Origin of the sequence: Blastococcus tunisiensis, assembly GCF_900112815.1 — a bacterium.
GTDB lineage: Bacteria > Actinomycetota > Actinomycetes > Mycobacteriales > Geodermatophilaceae > Blastococcus_B > Blastococcus_B tunisiensis.
In genome coordinates, this window is record NZ_FOND01000003.1 from 185229 (window position 1) to 203522 (window position 18294).

The 18294-nt window shown below is 75.1% G+C and carries 17 protein-coding genes and 1 pseudogene; 13 read left to right on the forward strand and 5 right to left on the reverse strand.

All coding sequences use genetic code 11. The annotated features are described in order from the left end of the window. The first annotated feature begins 16 nt into the window (after positions 1–16). The gene (locus BM142_RS05345; protein WP_092195732.1) at positions 17–499 is read left to right on the forward strand and encodes a peptide deformylase; all 483 of its coding nucleotides are present in this window, start codon (positions 17–19) and stop codon (positions 497–499) included. Here BM142_RS05345 and BM142_RS05350 read toward each other — a convergent pair whose 3' ends face one another. Genes BM142_RS05350 through BM142_RS05365 form a run of 4 tightly spaced genes read right to left on the reverse strand, consistent with a single transcriptional unit; the run spans position 500 to position 3699 of the window. Next, positions 500–916, reverse strand: coding sequence for a Fur family transcriptional regulator (locus BM142_RS05350; RefSeq protein ID WP_092195733.1), 417 nt, complete (start codon positions 914–916; stop codon positions 500–502). Further along, complete coding sequence (locus tag BM142_RS05355; protein WP_092195734.1) at positions 913–1938, reverse strand: metal ABC transporter permease; 1026 nt, start codon at positions 1936–1938, stop codon at positions 913–915. Before BM142_RS05355 ends, BM142_RS05350 begins: the two co-directional genes overlap by 4 nt. 1 nt (position 1939) lies before the next feature. Then, entirely contained in the window at positions 1940–2752 is an 813-nt protein-coding gene (locus tag BM142_RS05360) for a metal ABC transporter ATP-binding protein (protein WP_092195735.1), read from the reverse strand. Next, a complete protein-coding gene (locus tag BM142_RS05365) occupies positions 2749–3699 on the reverse strand; it encodes a metal ABC transporter substrate-binding protein (RefSeq protein WP_092195736.1) in 951 nt (316 codons plus the stop codon). Before BM142_RS05365 ends, BM142_RS05360 begins: the two co-directional genes overlap by 4 nt. Before the next feature lie 75 nt (positions 3700–3774). Between BM142_RS05365 and BM142_RS05370 the strand changes: the two genes are divergently transcribed. The 10 genes and pseudogenes from BM142_RS05370 to holA all read left to right on the forward strand — a co-directional run bounded on the left by BM142_RS05370 (position 3775) and on the right by holA (position 15127). Further along, positions 3775–5028 carry a glutamate-5-semialdehyde dehydrogenase gene (locus tag BM142_RS05370; protein WP_092195894.1) on the forward strand — a complete coding sequence of 418 codons (1254 nt, stop codon included), beginning with the start codon at positions 3775–3777 and terminating at the stop codon, positions 5026–5028. 25 nt (positions 5029–5053) lie between these two features. Further along, positions 5054–5953: an AAA family ATPase gene (locus tag BM142_RS05375; RefSeq protein WP_092195737.1), complete on the forward strand. Its 900-nt coding sequence runs from the start codon at positions 5054–5056 to the stop codon at positions 5951–5953. Next, a complete protein-coding gene (locus BM142_RS05380) occupies positions 5953–7392 on the forward strand; it encodes a vWA domain-containing protein (RefSeq protein ID WP_175527106.1) in 1440 nt (479 codons plus the stop codon). Before BM142_RS05375 ends, BM142_RS05380 begins: the two co-directional genes overlap by 1 nt. A 370-nt stretch (positions 7393–7762) precedes the next feature. Beyond that, a complete protein-coding gene (nadD, locus tag BM142_RS05385) occupies positions 7763–8431 on the forward strand; it encodes a nicotinate-nucleotide adenylyltransferase (RefSeq protein WP_254790556.1) in 669 nt (222 codons plus the stop codon). Next, the gene (gene rsfS, locus BM142_RS05390) at positions 8428–8913 is read left to right on the forward strand and encodes a ribosome silencing factor (RefSeq protein ID WP_254790558.1); all 486 of its coding nucleotides are present in this window, start codon (positions 8428–8430) and stop codon (positions 8911–8913) included. The genes nadD and rsfS overlap by 4 nt, the downstream gene beginning before the upstream one ends. After that, positions 8910–9644: a histidine phosphatase family protein gene (locus tag BM142_RS05395; protein WP_092195739.1), complete on the forward strand. Its 735-nt coding sequence runs from the start codon at positions 8910–8912 to the stop codon at positions 9642–9644. The genes rsfS and BM142_RS05395 overlap by 4 nt, the downstream gene beginning before the upstream one ends. A gap of 62 nt (positions 9645–9706) precedes the next feature. Continuing rightward, positions 9707–10591: a DegV family protein gene (locus BM142_RS05400; RefSeq protein ID WP_092195740.1), complete on the forward strand. Its 885-nt coding sequence runs from the start codon at positions 9707–9709 to the stop codon at positions 10589–10591. A 141-nt stretch (positions 10592–10732) separates the two neighbouring features. Then, the gene (locus BM142_RS05405; RefSeq protein WP_139228774.1) at positions 10733–11686 is read left to right on the forward strand and encodes a ComEA family DNA-binding protein; all 954 of its coding nucleotides are present in this window, start codon (positions 10733–10735) and stop codon (positions 11684–11686) included. A 629-nt stretch (positions 11687–12315) separates the two neighbouring features. Continuing rightward, positions 12316–13782 (forward strand): annotated as a pseudogene (locus BM142_RS25105) (ComEC/Rec2 family competence protein); the annotation flags it as partial. A gap of 337 nt (positions 13783–14119) precedes the next feature. Beyond that, complete coding sequence (gene holA, locus BM142_RS25110; protein WP_254790560.1) at positions 14120–15127, forward strand: DNA polymerase III subunit delta; 1008 nt, start codon at positions 14120–14122, stop codon at positions 15125–15127. 80 nt (positions 15128–15207) lie between these two features. On the opposite strand, the gene rpsT is transcribed toward holA, so the two are convergent. Further along, a complete protein-coding gene (gene rpsT / locus BM142_RS05420; RefSeq protein WP_092195743.1) occupies positions 15208–15468 on the reverse strand; it encodes a 30S ribosomal protein S20 in 261 nt (86 codons plus the stop codon). 233 nt (positions 15469–15701) lie between these two features. On the opposite strand from rpsT, the gene lepA reads away from it, so the two are divergent. Together lepA and BM142_RS05430 are read left to right on the forward strand one after the other, a co-directional pair. Next, a complete protein-coding gene (gene lepA / locus BM142_RS05425) occupies positions 15702–17546 on the forward strand; it encodes a translation elongation factor 4 (RefSeq protein WP_092195744.1) in 1845 nt (614 codons plus the stop codon). A gap of 20 nt (positions 17547–17566) precedes the next feature. Beyond that, positions 17567–18241 carry an MOSC domain-containing protein gene (locus BM142_RS05430; protein ID WP_175527107.1) on the forward strand — a complete coding sequence of 225 codons (675 nt, stop codon included), beginning with the start codon at positions 17567–17569 and terminating at the stop codon, positions 18239–18241. The last annotated feature ends 53 nt before the right edge of the window (positions 18242–18294 follow it).

Here is an 18294-nt window from a genome sequence, read left to right on the forward strand (position 1 = left end):
TGAGAGACTGCTGCCCGTGACGATCCGCCCCATCCGCGAGCTCGGCGACCCGGTCCTGCGCACCCCCTCCGACGAGGTCACGGCGTTCGACGGCTGGCTGGCCGCGCTCGTCCGCGACCTCCTCGACACCGTGGACCACCCCGGCCGGGCCGGGGTGGCCGCACCGCAGATCGGCGTGAACGCGCGCGTGTTCTCCTACAACGTCGACGGCGTCATCGGGCACATGGTGAACCCGGTGATCGTGGAGCGGTCCGAGGAGATCCAGGACGGCGACGAGGGCTGCCTGTCGGTCCCGGGCATCTGGGCGCCGACGGTGCGGGCGCTGAGCTGCGTCGCCGAGGGGTTCGACGTCGACGGCAACCCGCTCCGGCTGGAGGGCGAGGGCCTCATGGCCCGGTGCCTGCAGCACGAGGTCGACCACCTCGACGGCACGGTGTTCCTCGACCGGCTCACCGGCGACGCGCGGAAGGCGGCCCTCCGCGCGCTGCGCGACCGCTGATCAGCCGCGTCGGCTGCAGTCCGTGCAGGTGCCGAACACCTCGACCTGGTGCTGGACGTCGGCGAAGCCGTGCTCGGCGGCGATCCGGGCGGCCCACCGCTCCACCGGTGGGTCGGTGACCTCCACGGTCGTGCCGCACGAGCGGCAGACCAGGTGGTGGTGGTGGACCGGGGAGCAGCGGCGGTACGCCGCCTCGCCGTCGTCGCTGCGGAGGACGTCGAGCTGGCCGTCGTCCACCAGGGCCTGCAGCGCGCGGTAGACGGTCGCCAGCCCGACCGGGTCGCCACGGTCGCGCAGGAGGGCGTGCAGGTCCTGGGCGCTGCGGAAGCCGTCGAGGTCGTCCAGGAGGGCGAGGACGGCGCTGCGCTGCCGGCTGGGACGCCGGGCGCCGGCCCCGGCCGGCTCCGGGGCGCTCATTCGGCACCTCGTCCCGGGGACGCCGGGGCGGCGGCCTGATCCCCGTGCTCGTCGTAGTGCACGCCCGCGCCCGTCAGGTGCGGTGCGTGCCGGTGGCCGTCGTGGTCGTAGTCGACGTGGTCGCCGTGCGGCACCGGCTCGTGCCCGCACCCCGCGCCGTGCTCGTGCGGGTGGGCGGCGTGGACGTCGCCGCGCCGGTGGTGCCGGCGGTGCGCCGTCAGGTCGCGGAGGGCCACGCCGAGGGAGACCAGCAGGAACAGCGCGATGGCCAGCAGCACGATCGTCCCGCCGGACGGCGTGCCCGTGTAGTAGGACGCGGTCGTGCCGGAGAGGCTGACGACCAGCCCGATCGCGCAGGCGAGGTACAGCGCCTGCCGGAAACTGCGGGCGAGGAGCTGGGCGATCGCGCTGGGGACGATCATCAGCGCGCTGATCAGGAGCAGACCGACCACCCGCATCGAGAGCACGACGGTGGCCGCGACCAGGGCGGCGAGCAGGACGTTCAGCGCGAGCACCGGCAGACCCACGGCCCGGGCGTACTCCTCGTCGTCGCTGACCGCGTAGAGCCGCTGGCCGAGCAGCCCCACGACGGCGAGGACGAGGACGGTGATCACGGCGAAGACCGCGAGGTCGGCGGGTGCCGTGGTGGTGATCGCCCCGAACAGGTAGGCGTCGAGGTTGGTGGCCTGCCCGCGCGGGGCCAGGCTGAGCAGCACCACGCCACCGGCGATCCCGCCGTAGAACAGGACGGCCAGCGCCACGTCCCCGCTGGTCCGCCCGCGCGCCCGGATCAGCTCGATCAGGACGGCGCCGAGGACGGCGGCGACGAGAGCCGCACCGACCGGCGCGGTCGAGGTCAGCACGCCGACCGCGACACCGGTGAGGGCCACGTGCCCAAGCCCGTCGCCGAGCAGCGAGAGGCGCCGCTGGACGAGGAAGATGCCCACCGCCGGGGCGACCAGGCCGACCATCAGGGAGGCCAGCAGGGCGCGCTGCATGAAGCCGTACTCGAGCACCTCCACGTCAGCGGCTCCCGCGCGACCCGGTCGTGACGGTCGGCTGGTCGAGCCGGTAGCCGGTGCCGGCCGGCTCGGCCGGCGGGCCGCAGTGGTCGTGCCGTCCGGGGCCGGCCGCGGCGTCGGCGCCCGCCAGCGGGCCGTCGTAGCGGATGCGCCCGTGGTCGACCACGACCGCCCGCGTCAGCACACCGGACAGCGGCCCGGTCTCGTGGGTGACCACGAGCAGGGTGGTGCCGGTGGCGGACACGCGGGCGAGGACCGCGGCCAGGGCGTCCTGGCTCGCCGCATCCACGCCGGCGGTGGGCTCGTCCATGATCAGCAGCTCGGGCTGGGCCGCCAGGGCCCGCGCCACGAGCACCCGCCGCTGCTGCCCGCCCGAGAGCGAGGCGACCGGCTCCTCCATGCGGTCGGCCAGGCCGACGGCCGCCACGGCCTCCCCGACGGCGGCGCGGTCGGCGGCGCCGAGCCGGCGGAAGAGGCCCAGCCGGGCCAGCCGTCCGACCGCCACCACCTCGCGGACGGTGGCCGGCACCGCCCCGCTGACCGTGTGCCGCTGCGGCACGTACCCGACGCGGCCGCGCTCGCGCAGCCGGCCGACCGGCGCCCCGAGCAGCTCCACCTCGCCACCGAGGACCGGTGCCAGGCCGAGCAGGCCGCGGGCGAGGGTGGTCTTGCCCGAGCCGTTGGAGCCCAGGACCGCCAGTGCCTCGCCGTAACGGACGGTCAGGTCGACGCGCGAGACGATCGGGACGTCGCCGTAGCCGATGCTGGCATCACGGAGTCGGACGGCGGTCCCGGCCGCGGGGTGCTGGCTCATGCGCAGGACTGGCCTTCCTGCAGGGTGGCGAGGTTCGCGCGCATCACCTGCAGATAGTCCTCGCCGTCCGACTCGTCCGTCAGCCCCTCGATCGGGTCGAGCACCGCCGTCCGCACGCCGGCCTCCTCCGCCACCGTCTCGGCGACCGCGGGGTCGACCAGCGTCTCGGTGTAGACGGTGGTGACCCCGCGCTCCCGGACCAGCGTCGACAGCTCGGCCAGCTGGGCGGGCGACGGCTCCTGCGACGGGCTCAGCCCGCTGATGCCGACCACCTCCAGACCGTAGCGGTCACCGAGGTAGCCGAACGCCTCGTGCCCGGTGACCAGGGTGCTCACCGCACAGTTCGACAGGCCCGTCTCGATCTCCCCGTCGAGCTCCTCCAGGTCGGCCCGCAGGGCGGCCGCGTTCTCCTCGTAGGTGGCGGCGTTGTCCGGGTCGAGGTCGGCCAGCCGGTCGGCGAGCGCGTCACCGACCGATGCCAGGCGGGTCGGGTCCAGCCAGAAGTGCGGGTCGACGGCGTGCTCGTCCTCGCCGTGCTCGCCGTCCTCGTCCTCCGCGTGCTCGTGCGGGCCGCCCTCCACGAGGTCGGCCGCCTGGCCGGCGTCCCAGGCGGAGTCACCGCCCTCGGACCCGGCGGCCTCGTCCAGCGCCGGCTGGAAGCCGTCGAGGTAGACCAGCAGGTCGGCCTCCGAGACGGCGGCGACGTCGCGAGGTGCGAGCTCCAGGTCGTGGGCCTCGGCCCCGGGCGGGGTGAGCGAGGAGACGGAGACCAGGTCCCCGCCCACCCGGGCCGCCGTCCACTCGAGCGGGTAGAAGCCGGCCAGGACGGTGAGCCGGTCGGTCCCGCCGTCGGTGCCCGCGCTGTCGCCGGCTGCGCCGCAGCCGGTCAGCAGGGCGGCGGAGGTCGCGGTGAGGACGGCGGCCCAGCGGGCGGCTCGGGTGCTCATGAGAATCATTCTCGCATACGCGGGACGATGGCTGCCGGGGCCGTGCGCGGCGGGCATCCGCGTACCCTCACGGGCGTGTCCGACGTCTCTGCACTGCCGCTGATCGGTGCCGCCGCGCTGCGCGCGCGGGCGGCCGCCCGCACCCTGCGCACCCTGCCGACCGACGTGAAGGATGCGGCCCTGGGCGCGATGGCCGACGCGCTCGTCGAGCGCACCGAGGAGGTGCTGGCCGCCAACGCCGCCGACGTCGACGCGGCGGCGGCCGACGGCACGCCCGAGTCCGTGCTGGACCGGCTCCGCCTGGACGCCGGCCGGGTGGCCGGCGTGGCGGCCGCGCTGCGCGACCTGGTGGCCCTGCCCGACCCCGTGGGTGACGTCGTGCGCGGCTCGCGGCTGCCCAACGGGCTGCAGCTGCGCCAGGTCCGGGTGCCGCTCGGCGTCGTGGGCATCGTCTACGAGGCGCGTCCCAACGTGACCGTCGACGCCGCCGGGCTCTGCCTCAAGAGCGGCAACGCTGCGCTGCTGCGCGGGTCGGCCTCGGCCTTCCGCACCAACGCCGCGCTGGTCACCGTCCTCACCGAGACCGCCGAGAAGGCCGGGCTGCCCGCCGGCTCCGTCGAGCTGCTGCCGGCCGACCGGGCCTCGGTCGGGGAGCTGCTGAACGCCCGCGGCCTGGTCGACGTCGTCATCCCGCGCGGCGGGGCGTCGCTGATCGAGCGCGTCGTCCGCGAGTCGACGGTGCCGGTGATCGAGACCGGCGTCGGCAACTGCCACGTGTACGTCGACGCCTCCGCCGACGCCGCGATGGCCGAGGCCATCGTGCTCAACGCCAAGACCCACCGGGTGAGCGTCTGCAACTCCGCCGAGACCCTGCTGGTGCACCGCGACGTCGCCTTCCTGCCCCGCCTGCTCGCGGCGCTCGCCGACGCCGGGGTCACCCTGCACGGCGATGACCGGGCGCGGGCCGCGCACGATGCCGTCGTCCCGGCGACCGACGAGGACTGGGCCACCGAGTACCTGTCGATGGACATGGCCGTCGGGGTCGTCGACGACCTCCCGGCCGCGCTCGAGCACATCGACCGCTGGGGGAGCGGGCACAGCGAGGCGATCGTCGCCGACTCCGCGTCGGCCATCGCCGACTTCACCGCCGGGGTCGACGCCGCAGCCGTGCTGGTGAACGCCTCCACCCGGTTCACCGACGGCGGGGAGTTCGGCTTCGGCGCCGAGATCGGCATCTCCACCCAGAAGCTGCACGCCCGCGGGCCGCTCGGCCTGCCCGAGCTGACGTCCACCACCTACGTCGTCACGGGCAACGGCCACACCCGCTGACCCGTCCCCCTCGAGGAGCCCTGCCTTGCCCCGTCCGCCGTCCCAGTTCCCGCAGTTCTCCTCGGTCGCGGACGTCAGCAAGCGACTGTCGTCGGCGGGCTACCTGCCCGACGCGCAGATCGCGACGACCGTCTTCCTCGCCGACCGGCTGGGCAAGCCGCTGCTGGTCGAGGGTCCGGCGGGGACGGGCAAGACGGAGCTGGCCAAGGCGCTGGCCACGGCGACGGGCTCGGAGCTGATCCGGCTGCAGTGCTACGAGGGCCTGGACGAGGCGCGGGCGCTGTACGAGTGGAACTACAAGAAGCAGCTGCTGCGCATCCAGGCGTCCCAGGGGAGCTCCGGCGACGGTGGGGGCGCGGACTGGGACACCGTGCACGACGACATCTTCGGCGAGGAGTTCCTGCTGTCGCGGCCGCTGCTGACCGCGATCCGCCGCACCGAGCCGACCGTGCTGCTCATCGACGAGACCGACAAGGCCGACGTCGAGGTCGAAGGGCTGCTGCTGGAGGTGCTCTCGGACTTCCAGGTGACCATCCCCGAGCTGGGCACGATCACCGCCGCCCGACGGCCGATGGTCGTGCTCACCTCGAACGCCACCCGCGAGCTGTCCGAGGCGCTGAAGCGCCGCTGCCTCTACCTGGCCCTGGACTACCCGTCGGCCGAGCGCGAGCGGGAGATCGTGCTGTCCCGGGTGCCCGACCTCGCGCCCGGGCTGGCCGAGCAGCTCGTGCGCACCGTGCGGGCCATGCGTGCGCTGGAGCTGAAGAAGTCGCCGTCGATCTCCGAGACCCTCGACTGGGCCCAGACCCTGCTCGAGCTCGGGCTGGACACCCTGGACGAGTCGGCCGTGCGCTCGACCCTCGGCGTGGTGCTAAAGCACGCCAGCGACCAGGACCGCGCCGCCGCCGAGCTCCGGCTGAACTGATGACGGTCTCGGCCGCGCGCGACGCCGAGCCCGGCGGGCTCGCCGGTCACCTGGACGGGTTCGTCCGGGCGGTCCGGGACGCCGGCATCCCGGTCGGCATCAGCCAGGCCGTCGACGCCGCCGAGATCCTCACCGTCGTCGACCTGCTCGACCGCGAGCAGCTGCGGCACGGCCTGGCGGCGGTGCTGCTGCAGCGCGCGGCGCAGCGCCCCACCTACGACGTCCTGTTCGATCTCTGGTGGCCGCTGTCGGACCGGCCACGTCCCGGCGGGGAGGACGGTCCGGAGGGCGAGGCGGAGGGCGACCCGGGGGATCCCACCCTGGACGTGCCGGGGGACGACGGCGCCGACCTGGCCGTACTCATGCGGGAGAAGCTGCTCCAGCTCCTGCTGGACGGCGACCCCGAGGCCCTGCGGCGCTTCGCCCGCGAGGCCGTCGAGCTGCTCGGGCGCGGCCAGCCCTCGCCGTCGGGCCAGTCCTTCTTCAGCTACCGGGTCCTGCGCGCGCTCTCCCCGGACACCCTGGTCGCCCAGCTGCTCGCCGGGCTGCTCGCCGAGGGTGACCGCGGCGGCCTGGCCGAGCAGGTCGCCCGCCAGACCATCCGGGAGCGGCTGACCGCGCTGCGCGCGGCGATCGAGTCCGAGGTCCGCCGGCGGACCGCTGCGGAGAAGGGCCGCGACAAGGTGGCGAAGAACGCCGTCCGGCCGCTCGCCGACCAGGTCGACTTCCTGCGTGCACAGGCTGCCGACCTGGCCGAGCTGCGCCGGGCGGTCGCACCGCTGGCCCGCCGGCTCGCGGTCCGGCTCTCGGCCCGCCGGCGACTGGGCCGGGAGGGGCGGTTGGACTTCCGCAAGACGGTGCGCGCCTCGCTGGGCACCGGGGGAGTGCCGGTGGTGACCCACCACCGGCCGCGCAAGGTGCACAAGCCCGAGCTCGTGGTCCTCTGCGACGTCAGCGGCTCGGTGGCCGGGTTCAGCCACTTCACCCTGATGCTCACCCAGGCGCTGCGCGAGCACTTCACCGGCGTGCGGGCGTTCGCGTTCGTCGACACCACCGACGAGGTGACCCGGTTCTTCCGGCCGGGTGCCGACGTGGCCGACGCGGTGTCCCGGATCGGCCGCGAGGCCGACGTCGTGGGCTTCGACGGGCACAGCGACTACGGGACGGCGTTCGAGGTGTTCGCCGACCGGTACGCCTCGGCCGTCGGGCCGAAGACGTCTCTGCTGGTGCTCGGTGACGGCCGGACCAACTACCGGCAGCCGGGCCTGCCGGTGCTCGCGGACCTGGTCCGCCGCTCCCGCTCGGCGCACTGGCTGAACCCGGAGCCGCAGCGGCTGTGGGGGAGCGGGGACTCGGCGGCGAACCGGTACGGCGAGGTCATCGACATGGTGGAGTGCCGCAACGCCGCCCAGCTGGCGGACTTCGTCACCACGCTCTGACCCCGGCGCGCCGCCGGGCCGACATGTCGCCGTGTCGGCTGGTCGATCCGGCGCTCCGTCGCCTGGTCGCCTCGTCGCCTCGTCGCCTCGTCGATCCGTCCGGCGCCTAGCGCAGGTGTGTCGACCGCCACGAGGCGACACGCCGAAGGGCCGTAACCCATCCCGTGACGGTGCGTTGGTCAGCGCGGCGCCGGGGTGACCGACCGCGCCGAACGATCCGTGCGACGACGCACGGCGCGGACTGCGACCGGCTGCACGGGGGAGCCGGTCGCGGCGGATCCGTGGTCCCGCCTGCGGGCGGGCGCCCGGACCGTGCACCGGGGCCGGTCCTGGCGGGGCCGGCCCCGGGGGTCCCGGCTAGGCTCGTGCGGTGGCAGGTGGCCGGGTCGGGATCATGGGCGGGACGTTCGATCCCATCCACCACGGCCACCTGGTCGCCGCGAGCGAGGTCGCCGGGCTCTTCGGTCTGGACGAGGTCATCTTCGTGCCGACCGGCCAGCCGTGGCAGAAGAGCGAGCGCGAGGTCAGCCCGGCCGAGGACCGCTACCTCATGACGGTCATCGCCACCGCATCCAACCCCCGGTTCTCCGTCAGCCGCGTGGACATCGACCGGGGAGGGCCGACGTACACCATCGACACCCTCACCGACCTCCGGCAGCAGCGGCCCGACGCCGAGCTCTTCTTCATCACCGGCGCCGACGCGCTGGCCCAGATCGTCAGCTGGCGGGACAACCAGCAGCTGTTCGACCTGGCCCACTTCGTCGGGGTGACCCGGCCCGGATTCCACCTCGCCGACGCCCACCTGCCCGAGGGGGTCGTCAGCCTCGTCGAGGTCCCTGCCCTGGCGATCAGCTCCACCGACTGCCGTGACCGGGTGGGCCGCGGGATGCCCGTCTGGTACCTCGTGCCCGACGGCGTCGTGCAGTACATCGAGAAGCGGGGGCTCTACCGCGAGCCCCCGCGCCGCGCGGTCGCCGACGGTGCCCGCCGGCACGAACCCCAGCCCCCCACCGACCACCTCCAGGAGGTACCCCGATGACCGCCTCGGCCGAGGCGCGGGACACCGCGCTGCTCGCCGCACAGGCGGCTGCGGACAAGCTCGCCACCGACGTCTCCATCGTCGACGTGAGCGACCGACTCGCCATCACCGACGCCTTCGTGCTGGCCGCGGCGCCCAACGAGCGCCAGGTGCAGGCCATCGTCGACGCGGTGGAGGAGAAGCTCCGCGAGCGCGGGATCAAGCCCGTCCGCCGGGAGGGGGTCGCCGAGTCACGGTGGGTGCTGCTCGACTTCGTCGACGTCGTGGTGCACGTCCAGCACGCCGAGGAGCGGGCCTACTACGCCCTCGAACGGCTCTGGAAGGACTGCCCGACCATCCCGTTCGTCGACAACGCGCGGTCGGCGACCGCGGGCGACTCCGCGCCGGTGCCCGCGGACGCCCCGACGTCGGGCAGCACGGCGCCCGACGGTACGACGCCGGACCACGCGGCTCCCGGCGACGGGGAGACGGCCACCCGGTGACCCCCGGAGCGCTGCCCGCCCTGCCCGTCCCGCGCCTCGTCCTGTGGCGGCACGGGCGGACCGAGTGGAACGCGGCCGGCCGCTTCCAGGGCCAGCTCGACCCGCCGCTGGACGAGCGGGGCCGGCGCCAGGCCGCCGCGGCGGCGCCGTACGTCGCCGCCGGGCTCGCCCCGCAGGACACCGTCGTGGTCTCCAGCGACCTGGTCCGGGCGGCGGAGACCGCGCGGACGCTCAGCGGGCTGCTCGGTGTCGAACTGCGGCTCGACGAGCGCCTGCGCGAGCACGGGATGGGTTCCTGGGAGGGGCTTACCCGCGACGAGGTCGCCGACCGGTTCCCCGAGCAGTACGCCGACTGGGTGGCCGGTCGACCTGTCCTGGGCCGCGGAGGGGAGCTTCCCGCCGAGGTGGCCGAGCGCGCGGTGGCGGCGCTGGCGGATCTTCCCCCGGCGGCGACCGCCGTCGTCGTGACGCACGGGGGCACGGCCGGGCGGCTGCTCGAACGACTGCTCGACCTCGGGTCGGACCACCGTCGCGTGTTCGGCCCCCTGGGCAACTGCGCCTGGAGCGAGCTGGTCGTCCAGGGTGACCGCTGGCGGCTGCTGCGGCACAACAGCGCCGTGCAGCAGCCCGCAGGGCGGGTGGAAGGCCTCGGACCGGCGCCCGCCGCGGATGCCCGGGCGACACCGGAGGCCGGTGCTCCGGCGCCACCCGGGGACGCCGACGCCGTGTGAGCAGCCGGCCTGACGTCCGCGGCCCGTGCGGGTGCCCGCGGACGGCGGGCTAGCCTCGCCGCGTGTCCGTCGCCGTCGTCACCGATTCGTCGGCCTACCTCCCCGACGAGCTGGTCGAGGGCTACGGGATCCACCTGGTCCCGCTCTACGTGGTGCTGCCCGGCTACTCCGGCCGCGAGGGGCAGGAGATCGGACCCGACGAGGTGGCCCGGACGCTCGCCGTGCGCGGGCAGACGGTGTCCACCTCCCGCCCCACCCCCGGCGATTTCGTCGCCGCCTACCGCCGGGCGCTGGACGAGGGCGCGGAGCGGCTGGTCTCGATCCACCTGTCCGCCGAGCTCTCGGGCACCTGGGACGCCGCCCGGCTGGCAGCCTCCCAGGTGGGGGAGCACATCGTCACCGTCGTCGACTCCCGGTCGGCGGCCATGGGCGCCGGGTTCGCGGTGCTCGCCGCTGCGCGGGCCGCTGCGGCGGGTGCCGACGCGGACGCCGTCGCCCGGACGGCGCGGGACACCGCCGCGGCGACCACGACGCTGTTCGTCGTCGAGACCCTCGAGCACCTGCGCCGCGGGGGGCGCATCGGCGCGGCCGCCGCGGTCCTGGGCTCCGCCCTGGCCGTGAAGCCGGTGCTGCACGTGCAGGACGGCCGGGTCGTCCCCCTGGAGAAGGTGCGGACGTCGGCGCGGGCGCTGAACCGGCTCGTGCAGCGGGCGGTCGAGGCGGCCGGCGAGGGCGCGGTCTCCATCGCGGTCCACCACCTCGCCGCACCGGAGCGGGCGGAGCGGCTGGCCGCGGAGCTGCGCGACCGGTTGCCGCAGCTGCGCGAGCTCCACGTCAGCCAGCTCGGCGCCGCGATCGGGGCACACGTGGGACCGGGTGCCGTCGGCATCGTCGTGGCGCCGTTCTGGCAGGGCGCCGACAGCGACGTCTTCCCGGCGGAGGGCTGAACGCGGGGCCTGGCTGGGCATGCGGAGCAGCCTCCCGCCCCGCTGGGCGAAGCGGTCGGCGGTCGTCCACAGGTGGCACCCCGATCCACAGATCCATCGACCGACCGGCCCCGCGCGACCCGGCTCCCTAGCGTCCCGTCGGTGCGCTTCCCTCCCCGCCGCAGTGACGACGCCGACGTCATCCGGGCGCGGCTGCGGCTCCTGCTGGCCGAGCGCGACCGTGCGAGCGGCTGGGTGCCCGAGGACGCGGAGGAGGGCCTGGACGCGGAGGGCCTGGACGCGGAGGGCCTGGACGCGGAGGGCCTGGACGCGGCCGAGCGCCGGACGGCGGGGGGTGGCCCGGAGGCATCCGAGGGCGTGCGGAGCGCTCCCCGGTCGTCCGGCACCCGCCGGCCGGGGGAGGACACCGTCACCGGACCGCTGACCGACGGGTCCCCGACCGGCACGGACCTCCCCGGCGGGATCGGGCGGCACCGGGTCCCCGGCACGGCGGCGCGCTGGGACCCGGGCCGCCCGGGCGCGCGGGCGCTGTGGCTGTCCGGTCTGATGGCCGCGCTGGCGCTGGCCGGCTGGACGTGGCTCGAGCGGCCCCGGGTCGAACCCGTGTCGGGGGTGCCCGTGCCGTCCAGCGCCCCGGCCACGACGGCCGTGGGTGAGGCGGCCGAGACGTCGGAGACCGTCGTGGTGTCCGTGGTCGGGCAGGTCACCAGTCCCGGTCTGGTGACTCTCCCGACCGGTGCACGGGTGGCCGACGCGCTGGCGGCCGCCGGCGGGCTCCTGCCCGGGGCCGATCCCGCGTCGGTCAACCTCGCCGCCGTGGTGGTCGACGGCGAGCAGCTCGCGGTCGGGCTCCCCGGCGCGCCACCCCCGGCCGCGACCGGTCCGGCCGGCGCGGGCTCCGGGGGGCGGGTCGACCTCAACACGGCGGACGTCGGCGCGCTGGACGCGCTGCCGGGGATCGGCCCGGTGCTCGCCCAGCGGATCGTGGAGCACCGCACCCGCGAGGGCCCCTTCCGGAGCGTCGACCAGCTCGACGACGTTCCCGGCATCGGGCCGACGATCGCCGCGGAGCTGGCCGACCTGGTGGACGTGTGACGGCGCCCGGGACGGCGCGCTGGACCTGGGTGGACCTGCGCCTGGTCCCGGCGGCGGCCGCGATCTGGGGGACGACGCTGCTGGCACCAGGGCTCGGAACCGTGGCATCCGGCTGGCTGGGCGTCGTGGCGTGCTTCGCGGCGCTGGCGGTCCGGCGGCGTCGGGAGCGGGCGACCGCCGCGGTGCTGGTGCTCCTGGCCGGGGTGGTGGCCGCGTCGTGGACGGCGGCTGTCCGGGGCGCCGCCCGCGACGTCTCTCCGCTGCGCGTCGTCGCCGAGGAGGAACGGACCGTGGAGGTCACCCTGGAGCTGGACGGTGATCCGCACGTCCTGGCGGGCGCCGGAGCCGTGCGGGCCGTCGTCGACGCGACGGTCACCCGGTTCGGTGACGGCGCGACGACGGTGGTGCTGCACGCGCCCGTCGTGCTCTTCGGGCCGGCGGCCGACTGGCGGGAGCTGCTCCCTGGCCAGCGGGTCCGTGTCCGGGCCGGGGTCAGGCTGCCCGGGGCAGGGGACGACGCGGTGGCCGTGCTCTCTGCCCGCGGGCCCCCGCGGCCGGTCGGCGGACCCGGCCGGCTGCAGTCCGCGGCGGGGAATCTCCGGACGGGGCTGGCCGCCTCCGCTCAGCGCGTGCTCGAGCCCTCGGCCGCCGGGCTGCTGCCGGGGCTGGTCGTCGGGGACACGCGGGCCATGGACCCGGTGCTGACGGAGGACTTCCGCCGGGCCGGCCTGGCACACCTCACGGCGGTGTCCGGTGCGAACGTCGCGATCGTGCTGGCCGGCGTCCTGCGGCCGCTGCGCCGTCGGGCGGTGGACCGGAGGGTGCAGGCCGTCGTCGCCGGCCTGGCGCTCGCCGGGTTCGTCGTGCTGGCCCGTCCCGACCCGAGCGTCGTCCGCGCGGCCGCGATGGGTGCGGTGACCCTGCTCGCGCTCGCGTCGGGCCGTCCGCGCGCGGCCGTCCCGGCCCTGAGCGCGGCGGTCTGCGTCCTCCTCCTGCTCGATCCCGGGCTCGCCACCGAACCCGGGTTCGCGCTGTCGGTCGCGGCCACCGCGGGGATCGTGCTCCTGGCCCCCGGCTGGTCGCGCCGGCTCCGCGCACGCGGCTGCTGGCCCCTCCTCGCCGATGCGGTGGCCGTGAGTGCCGCTGCGGGCGTCGTGACCGCCCCTCTCGTCGCCGGGGTGTCGGGAACGGTCAGCCTGGTCTCGCTGCCGGCCAACCTGCTCGCCGCGCCCGCGGTGCCCGTCGCCACGGTCCTCGGGCTGCTGGCGGCGGTGGTGGGCGTGCTCCTGCCCTGGGTGGCCGACGCGCTCGCGTGGGGGGCGGGGTGGCCGACACGGTGGCTCGTCCTCGTGGCCGAGCGGGCGGCCGCCGTGCCGGACGGCGCCACGGCCTGGCCGGCGGGGACGGCCGGTGCCGCCCTGTTGACCGCCCTGCTGGTCGCCGGCGGCTGGATGCTGTGGCGGTTCCGGGCGCTGCGCCCCCTCGCGCTCGCCGCGCTGGTGGGGCTGCTCGTGCTCGGCTGGCCGGTGCGGCAGGCCGTCCGGGGCTGGCCACCGGCCAGCACCCTGGCCGTCGGCTGCGACGTGGGGCAGGGGGATGCGTTCGTGCTGCCCACCGGCGCCGGCTCCGGGGTGCTGATCGATGCCGGGCCCGATGTGGCGGCCGTGGACCGCTGTCTCGACCGGCTCGGCATCGACACGCTGCCGCTGGTGCTCGTCTCGCACCTGGACGCCGACCACGTGGCCGGCCTGGCCGGTGCGCTCGCCGGACGCGACGTGGGCGTCGTCGCGACCGGCACCCTGTCGCCGGCCGACGACCGGGCGGGCGCCTTCGCGACCCTCGTCCGGCGCGCCGGCGGCCGGTCCGCAGTGCTGGTCCCCGGTGACCGGCGGATCGTGGGCGACGTCGACGTGGAGGTGCTGGCCCCCGCTCCCGAGCGGGCCACCGCCGCGGCGGAGGCCAACGACCTCTCCCTCGTCGTCCGGGTGACGGTGCGGGGCGTGCGGATCCTCTTCACCGGCGATCTCGGCGCCGAGGCCGAGGCGCGCCTCGTGTCGGCCGGGACGGACCTGCGCGCCGACGTCCTCAAGGTGCCGCACCACGGCAGCGGGGACGCCGATCCCGGCTTCCTCGCCGCGAGCGGCGCCCGGGTCGCGCTGATCTCGGTCGGCGCCGACAACACCTACGGGCACCCGACGGGCCGGCTGCTCAGCTGGCTCACCCGGGCCGGCATGCGGGTGCACCGCACCGACCGGGAGGGCGACCTGGCGGTGGTCGGCACGGGGGAGAGCTGGGGAGTGGCGGCACGGGGTGACACGTCCGGGCGGTCGGCCGCCGCCGGGCCGGGAGAGGTGCCCGGCCGGCCGGTCGGCATCGAGGTCGGCCGCCCCGCGCCCCGGCGGGACCGTCGGCCCTCCGTGGCACCATGCGGACGTGGCCGCTCAACCCGTGGAACCCACCTCCCGGCTGCGCGTCGTGATGGGGGAGGAGGAGCTGCTGCGGTCACGGGCCGTCGGCGCCGTCCGCACCGCCGTGCTCGGCCGCCACCCCGACGCCGAGGTCCACGAGCTGCCGGCCGCCGGGCTGCCGATCGGTCAGCTGGCCGACGTCCTGGCGCCGTCGCTGTTCGGCGAGCACCGGCTCGTCGTGGTGCTCGGCGTCCAGGAGGCCGCCGCCGCGCTGTCGGACGCCCTGATCGGCTACGCGAAGGACCCCGACCCGGAGCTGACGCTCGTGATCGTCCACTTCGGCGGGAAGCGGAACGAGGCGCTGGTCAAGGCCTTCACCGCGGCCGGGGCAGCGCTCGACGAGTGCCCCAAGCTGAAGTCACCCGGCGACCTGGCGGCGTTCGCCCGCAACGAGGTGCGCCGGCTCGGCGGTCGCATCACCGGGGACGCGCTGAGCGCCCTCGTCGACGCGATCGGCAACGACCTGCGGCAGCTCTCGTCGGCGGCGAGCCAGCTGGTGTCGGACTTCGGGGGCAGCATCGATGCGGACGCCGTGGCCCGGTTCCACCGCGGCCAGGCGGAGGTCTCCGGCTTCACGGTCGCGGAGCGGGTGCTGGTGGGCGACCGGGCCGGCTCGATCGAGATGCTGCGCTGGGCGCTGGAGCGTGGGGTGCCGCACGTCCTCATCGCCGACGCCATCGCCGACGGCGTGCGCACGGCGGCCCGCGTCGCCTCGCTCAGCTCGACCAACATCGGTGAGCTGGCGCGCACCCTCAAGATGCCGCCGTGGAAGGTGAAGAAGGCGCAGGCCCAGTCGCGGGGCTGGAGCATCGACGGCCTCCAGCAGGCGATCGGTGTCGCCGCCGGGCTCAACGCCGACGTCAAGGGGGTCGCGGCCAGCGCCGACTACGCGCTCGAACGGGCCGTCCGCCGCATCGTCACCATCCGGGCCGAGACCGGCCGCGGTGGCCGCGCGCCCTACACCGGGCGCTGACCCCCCGGAACGCGACGAGCCCCCCGTCCCGCAGGGGGAGGGGGGCTCGTCGCGGCCGCGCCGGAGCACGGCTCACCGGCTCAGAGGCCGGCGACCTGCTTGGCCAGACCGGACTTGCGGTTGGCCGCCTGGTTCTTGTGGATGACGCCCTTGCTGGCCGCCTTGTCGAGCTGCTTCGCGGCGACCTCGTAGGCGGTCGCCGCGGCGGCGGCGTCACCGGACTCGGCAGCGGTGCGGACGCGCCGGACGGCGGTCTTCAGGGCGGACTTGACGGCCACGTTGCGCTGGCGCGCCTTCTCGTTGGTCTTGATCCGCTTGAGCTGGGACTTGATGTTCGCCACGCGTGAGCCTCGGTGTCTCGACAGGAGGGAGTACTTCTGACAGTCGTTCGTGCGTCCGGGCGGCATGCGCCACAGGACCGGCCTGCAAGATTACCAGCGTCGTCCTCCGGAGCCCAACCCGCCGTCCGGCGACCCTCGGCACATGCCGCGCGGCCGGCCGTGCGGCCCCGGGGCGCACCGGTTTCGCGGTACTCGCCCGGGCCGGCCCCGGGCCGTGGGACGATGGCCGCACTGTGACGACTCCTGCCACCACCGATCCGGCCCTCATCCGGAACTTCTGCATCATCGCCCACATCGACCACGGCAAGTCGACGTTGGCCGACCGGATGCTCGAGGTCACCGGACTCGTCGAGGGGCGGCACATGCGCGCCCAGTACCTCGACCGCATGGACATCGAGCGCGAGCGCGGCATCACCATCAAGGCGCAGAACGTCCGGCTGCCGTGGACCCCGCGCTCGGGCGCGCACACCGGCACCGAATACGTGCTCGACATGATCGACACCCCGGGCCACGTCGACTTCACCTACGAGGTGTCCCGGTCGTTGGCGGCCTGCGAGGGCGCCGTGCTGCTGGTCGACGCGGCCCAGGGGATCGAGGCCCAGACGCTGGCCAACCTCTACCTGGCGCTGGAGAACGACCTCACGATCATCCCGGTGCTGAACAAGATCGACCTGCCGGCCGCGCAGCCGGAGCGGTACGCCGAGGAGATCGCGCACATCATCGGCTGCGAGCCCGACGACGTGCTGCGGGTCAGCGGCAAGACCGGGATCGGCGTGCCGGAGCTGCTCGACCGGATCGTCGAGGAGATCCCGGCGCCCACCGGAGAGGCGCAGTCCCCGGCCCGGGCGATGATCTTCGACTCGGTCTACGACATCTACCGCGGCGTCATCACCTACGTCCGCGTCGTCGACGGTCGCATCTCCGCCCGGGACAAGATCAAGATGATGTCGACCGGAGCGACCCACGAGCTGCTGGAGATCGGCGTCATCTCGCCCGAGCCCAAGCCGGTGGAGAGCCTGGGCGTCGGCGAGGTGGGCTACTTCATCACCGGCGTGAAGGACGTCCGCCAGTCCCGCGTCGGTGACACGGTGACCCTGCAGCACAAGCCGGCGGCGGAGTCGATCGGCGGCTACCGCGACCCCAGGCCGATGGTCTACTCCGGCCTGTACCCGATCGACGGCAGCGAGTACCCGCTGCTGCGCGAGGCGCTGGACAAGCTGCTGCTCAACGACGCCGCCCTGACCTACGAGCCGGAGACGTCGGCGGCCCTGGGCTTCGGCTTCCGCGTCGGCTTCCTCGGCCTGCTGCACCTGGAGATCGTCCGCGAGCGGCTGGAGCGCGAGGCCGGGATCAGCCTGATCTCCACCGCGCCGAACGTCGTCTACCGCGTGGTCATGGAGGACGGCACCGAGATCACGGTGACCAACCCCAGCGACTGGCCGGCCGGCAAGATCGCCGCCATCTACGAGCCGATCGTCAACGCCACGATCATCGCGCCGAGCGACTACACCGGCGCGATCATGGAGCTGTGCCAGGCCCGTCGCGGCCAGCTCGGCGGGATGGACTACCTGTCGGAGTCCCGCGTCGAGCTGCGCTACACCCTGCCGCTCGGTGAGATCATCTTCGACTTCTTCGACGCGCTGAAGTCGCGCACCCGCGGCTACGCCTCCCTCGACTACGCCGAGGCCGGTGAGCAGGAGTCGAAGCTGGTGAAGGTCGACATCCTGCTCCAGGGCGAGGCCGTCGACGCGTTCAGCGCGATCGTGCACAAGGACAAGGCCTACAGCTACGGCGTGATGATGGCCGGCAAGCTCCGCGAGTTGATCCCGCGCCAGCAGTTCGAGGTGCCGATCCAGGCCGCCGTCGGCTCCCGGGTGATCGCCCGGGAGACGGTCCGCGCCATCCGCAAGGACGTCCTCGCCAAGTGCTACGGCGGTGACATCACCCGCAAGCGGAAGCTGCTGGAGAAGCAGAAGGAGGGCAAGAAGCGGATGAAGATGGTCGGCCGCGTCGAGGTCCCCCAGGAGGCGTTCGTCGCCGCGCTCTCCACGAACGAGTCCACCGCCAGCAAGAAGTGAGCGAGCGGGCGAGCGCACCGGTGAACGGCACACCGGGCGGAACCGGCCGTCTCGAGGCGGTCTGCGTCTCCGCGGCGCGGCCGATCCGGCTGCCACGGGCAGGGGACACGCAGAGCGCGATCGACAAGCGGCCGGTCGACGGGCGGGTCACCGTCGGCCCGCTCGGCCTGGACGGTGACGTCCAGGTCAACCAGAAGTTCCACGGCGGGGAGGGGCAGGCGCTCTACGCCTACGCCCAGGAGGACGCCGACCGGTGGGCCGCCGAGCTCGACCGCGACCTCCCGGCCGGCCGCTTCGGCGAGAACCTCCGGACCAGCGGCCTGGACCTGACCGGCGCCGTCCTCGGTGAGCGCTGGCGGATCGGCGGGGTGCTCGTGGAGGTCACCGCCCCGCGCACCCCGTGCGCGAAGCTCCAGGCGCACTGGGGCGTGCCCCGGCTGATCAAGCGCTTCACCGAGCGCGGTCTGCCCGGTGCCTACCTGCGGGTCCTGCAGACCGGTGACCTCGGCGCCGGGGACGCCGTGGAGATCGTCGAGCGGCCCGACCACGGGATCACGATCGGCACGACGTTCCGCGCGTTCACCACCGAGCGAGCGCGGCTCGCCGACCTGGCTCCCGCGCGGTCCGCCCTGCCCGCGCGGAACCGGCCCGCGGTCGACGCCGCGGTGGCCGCGCGGGCGGACGTCGGCGGCTGACGACGGCCGGCGCGCTACTGTCCGCCGCGGTACGCCGGGACCCGGAACCCGGC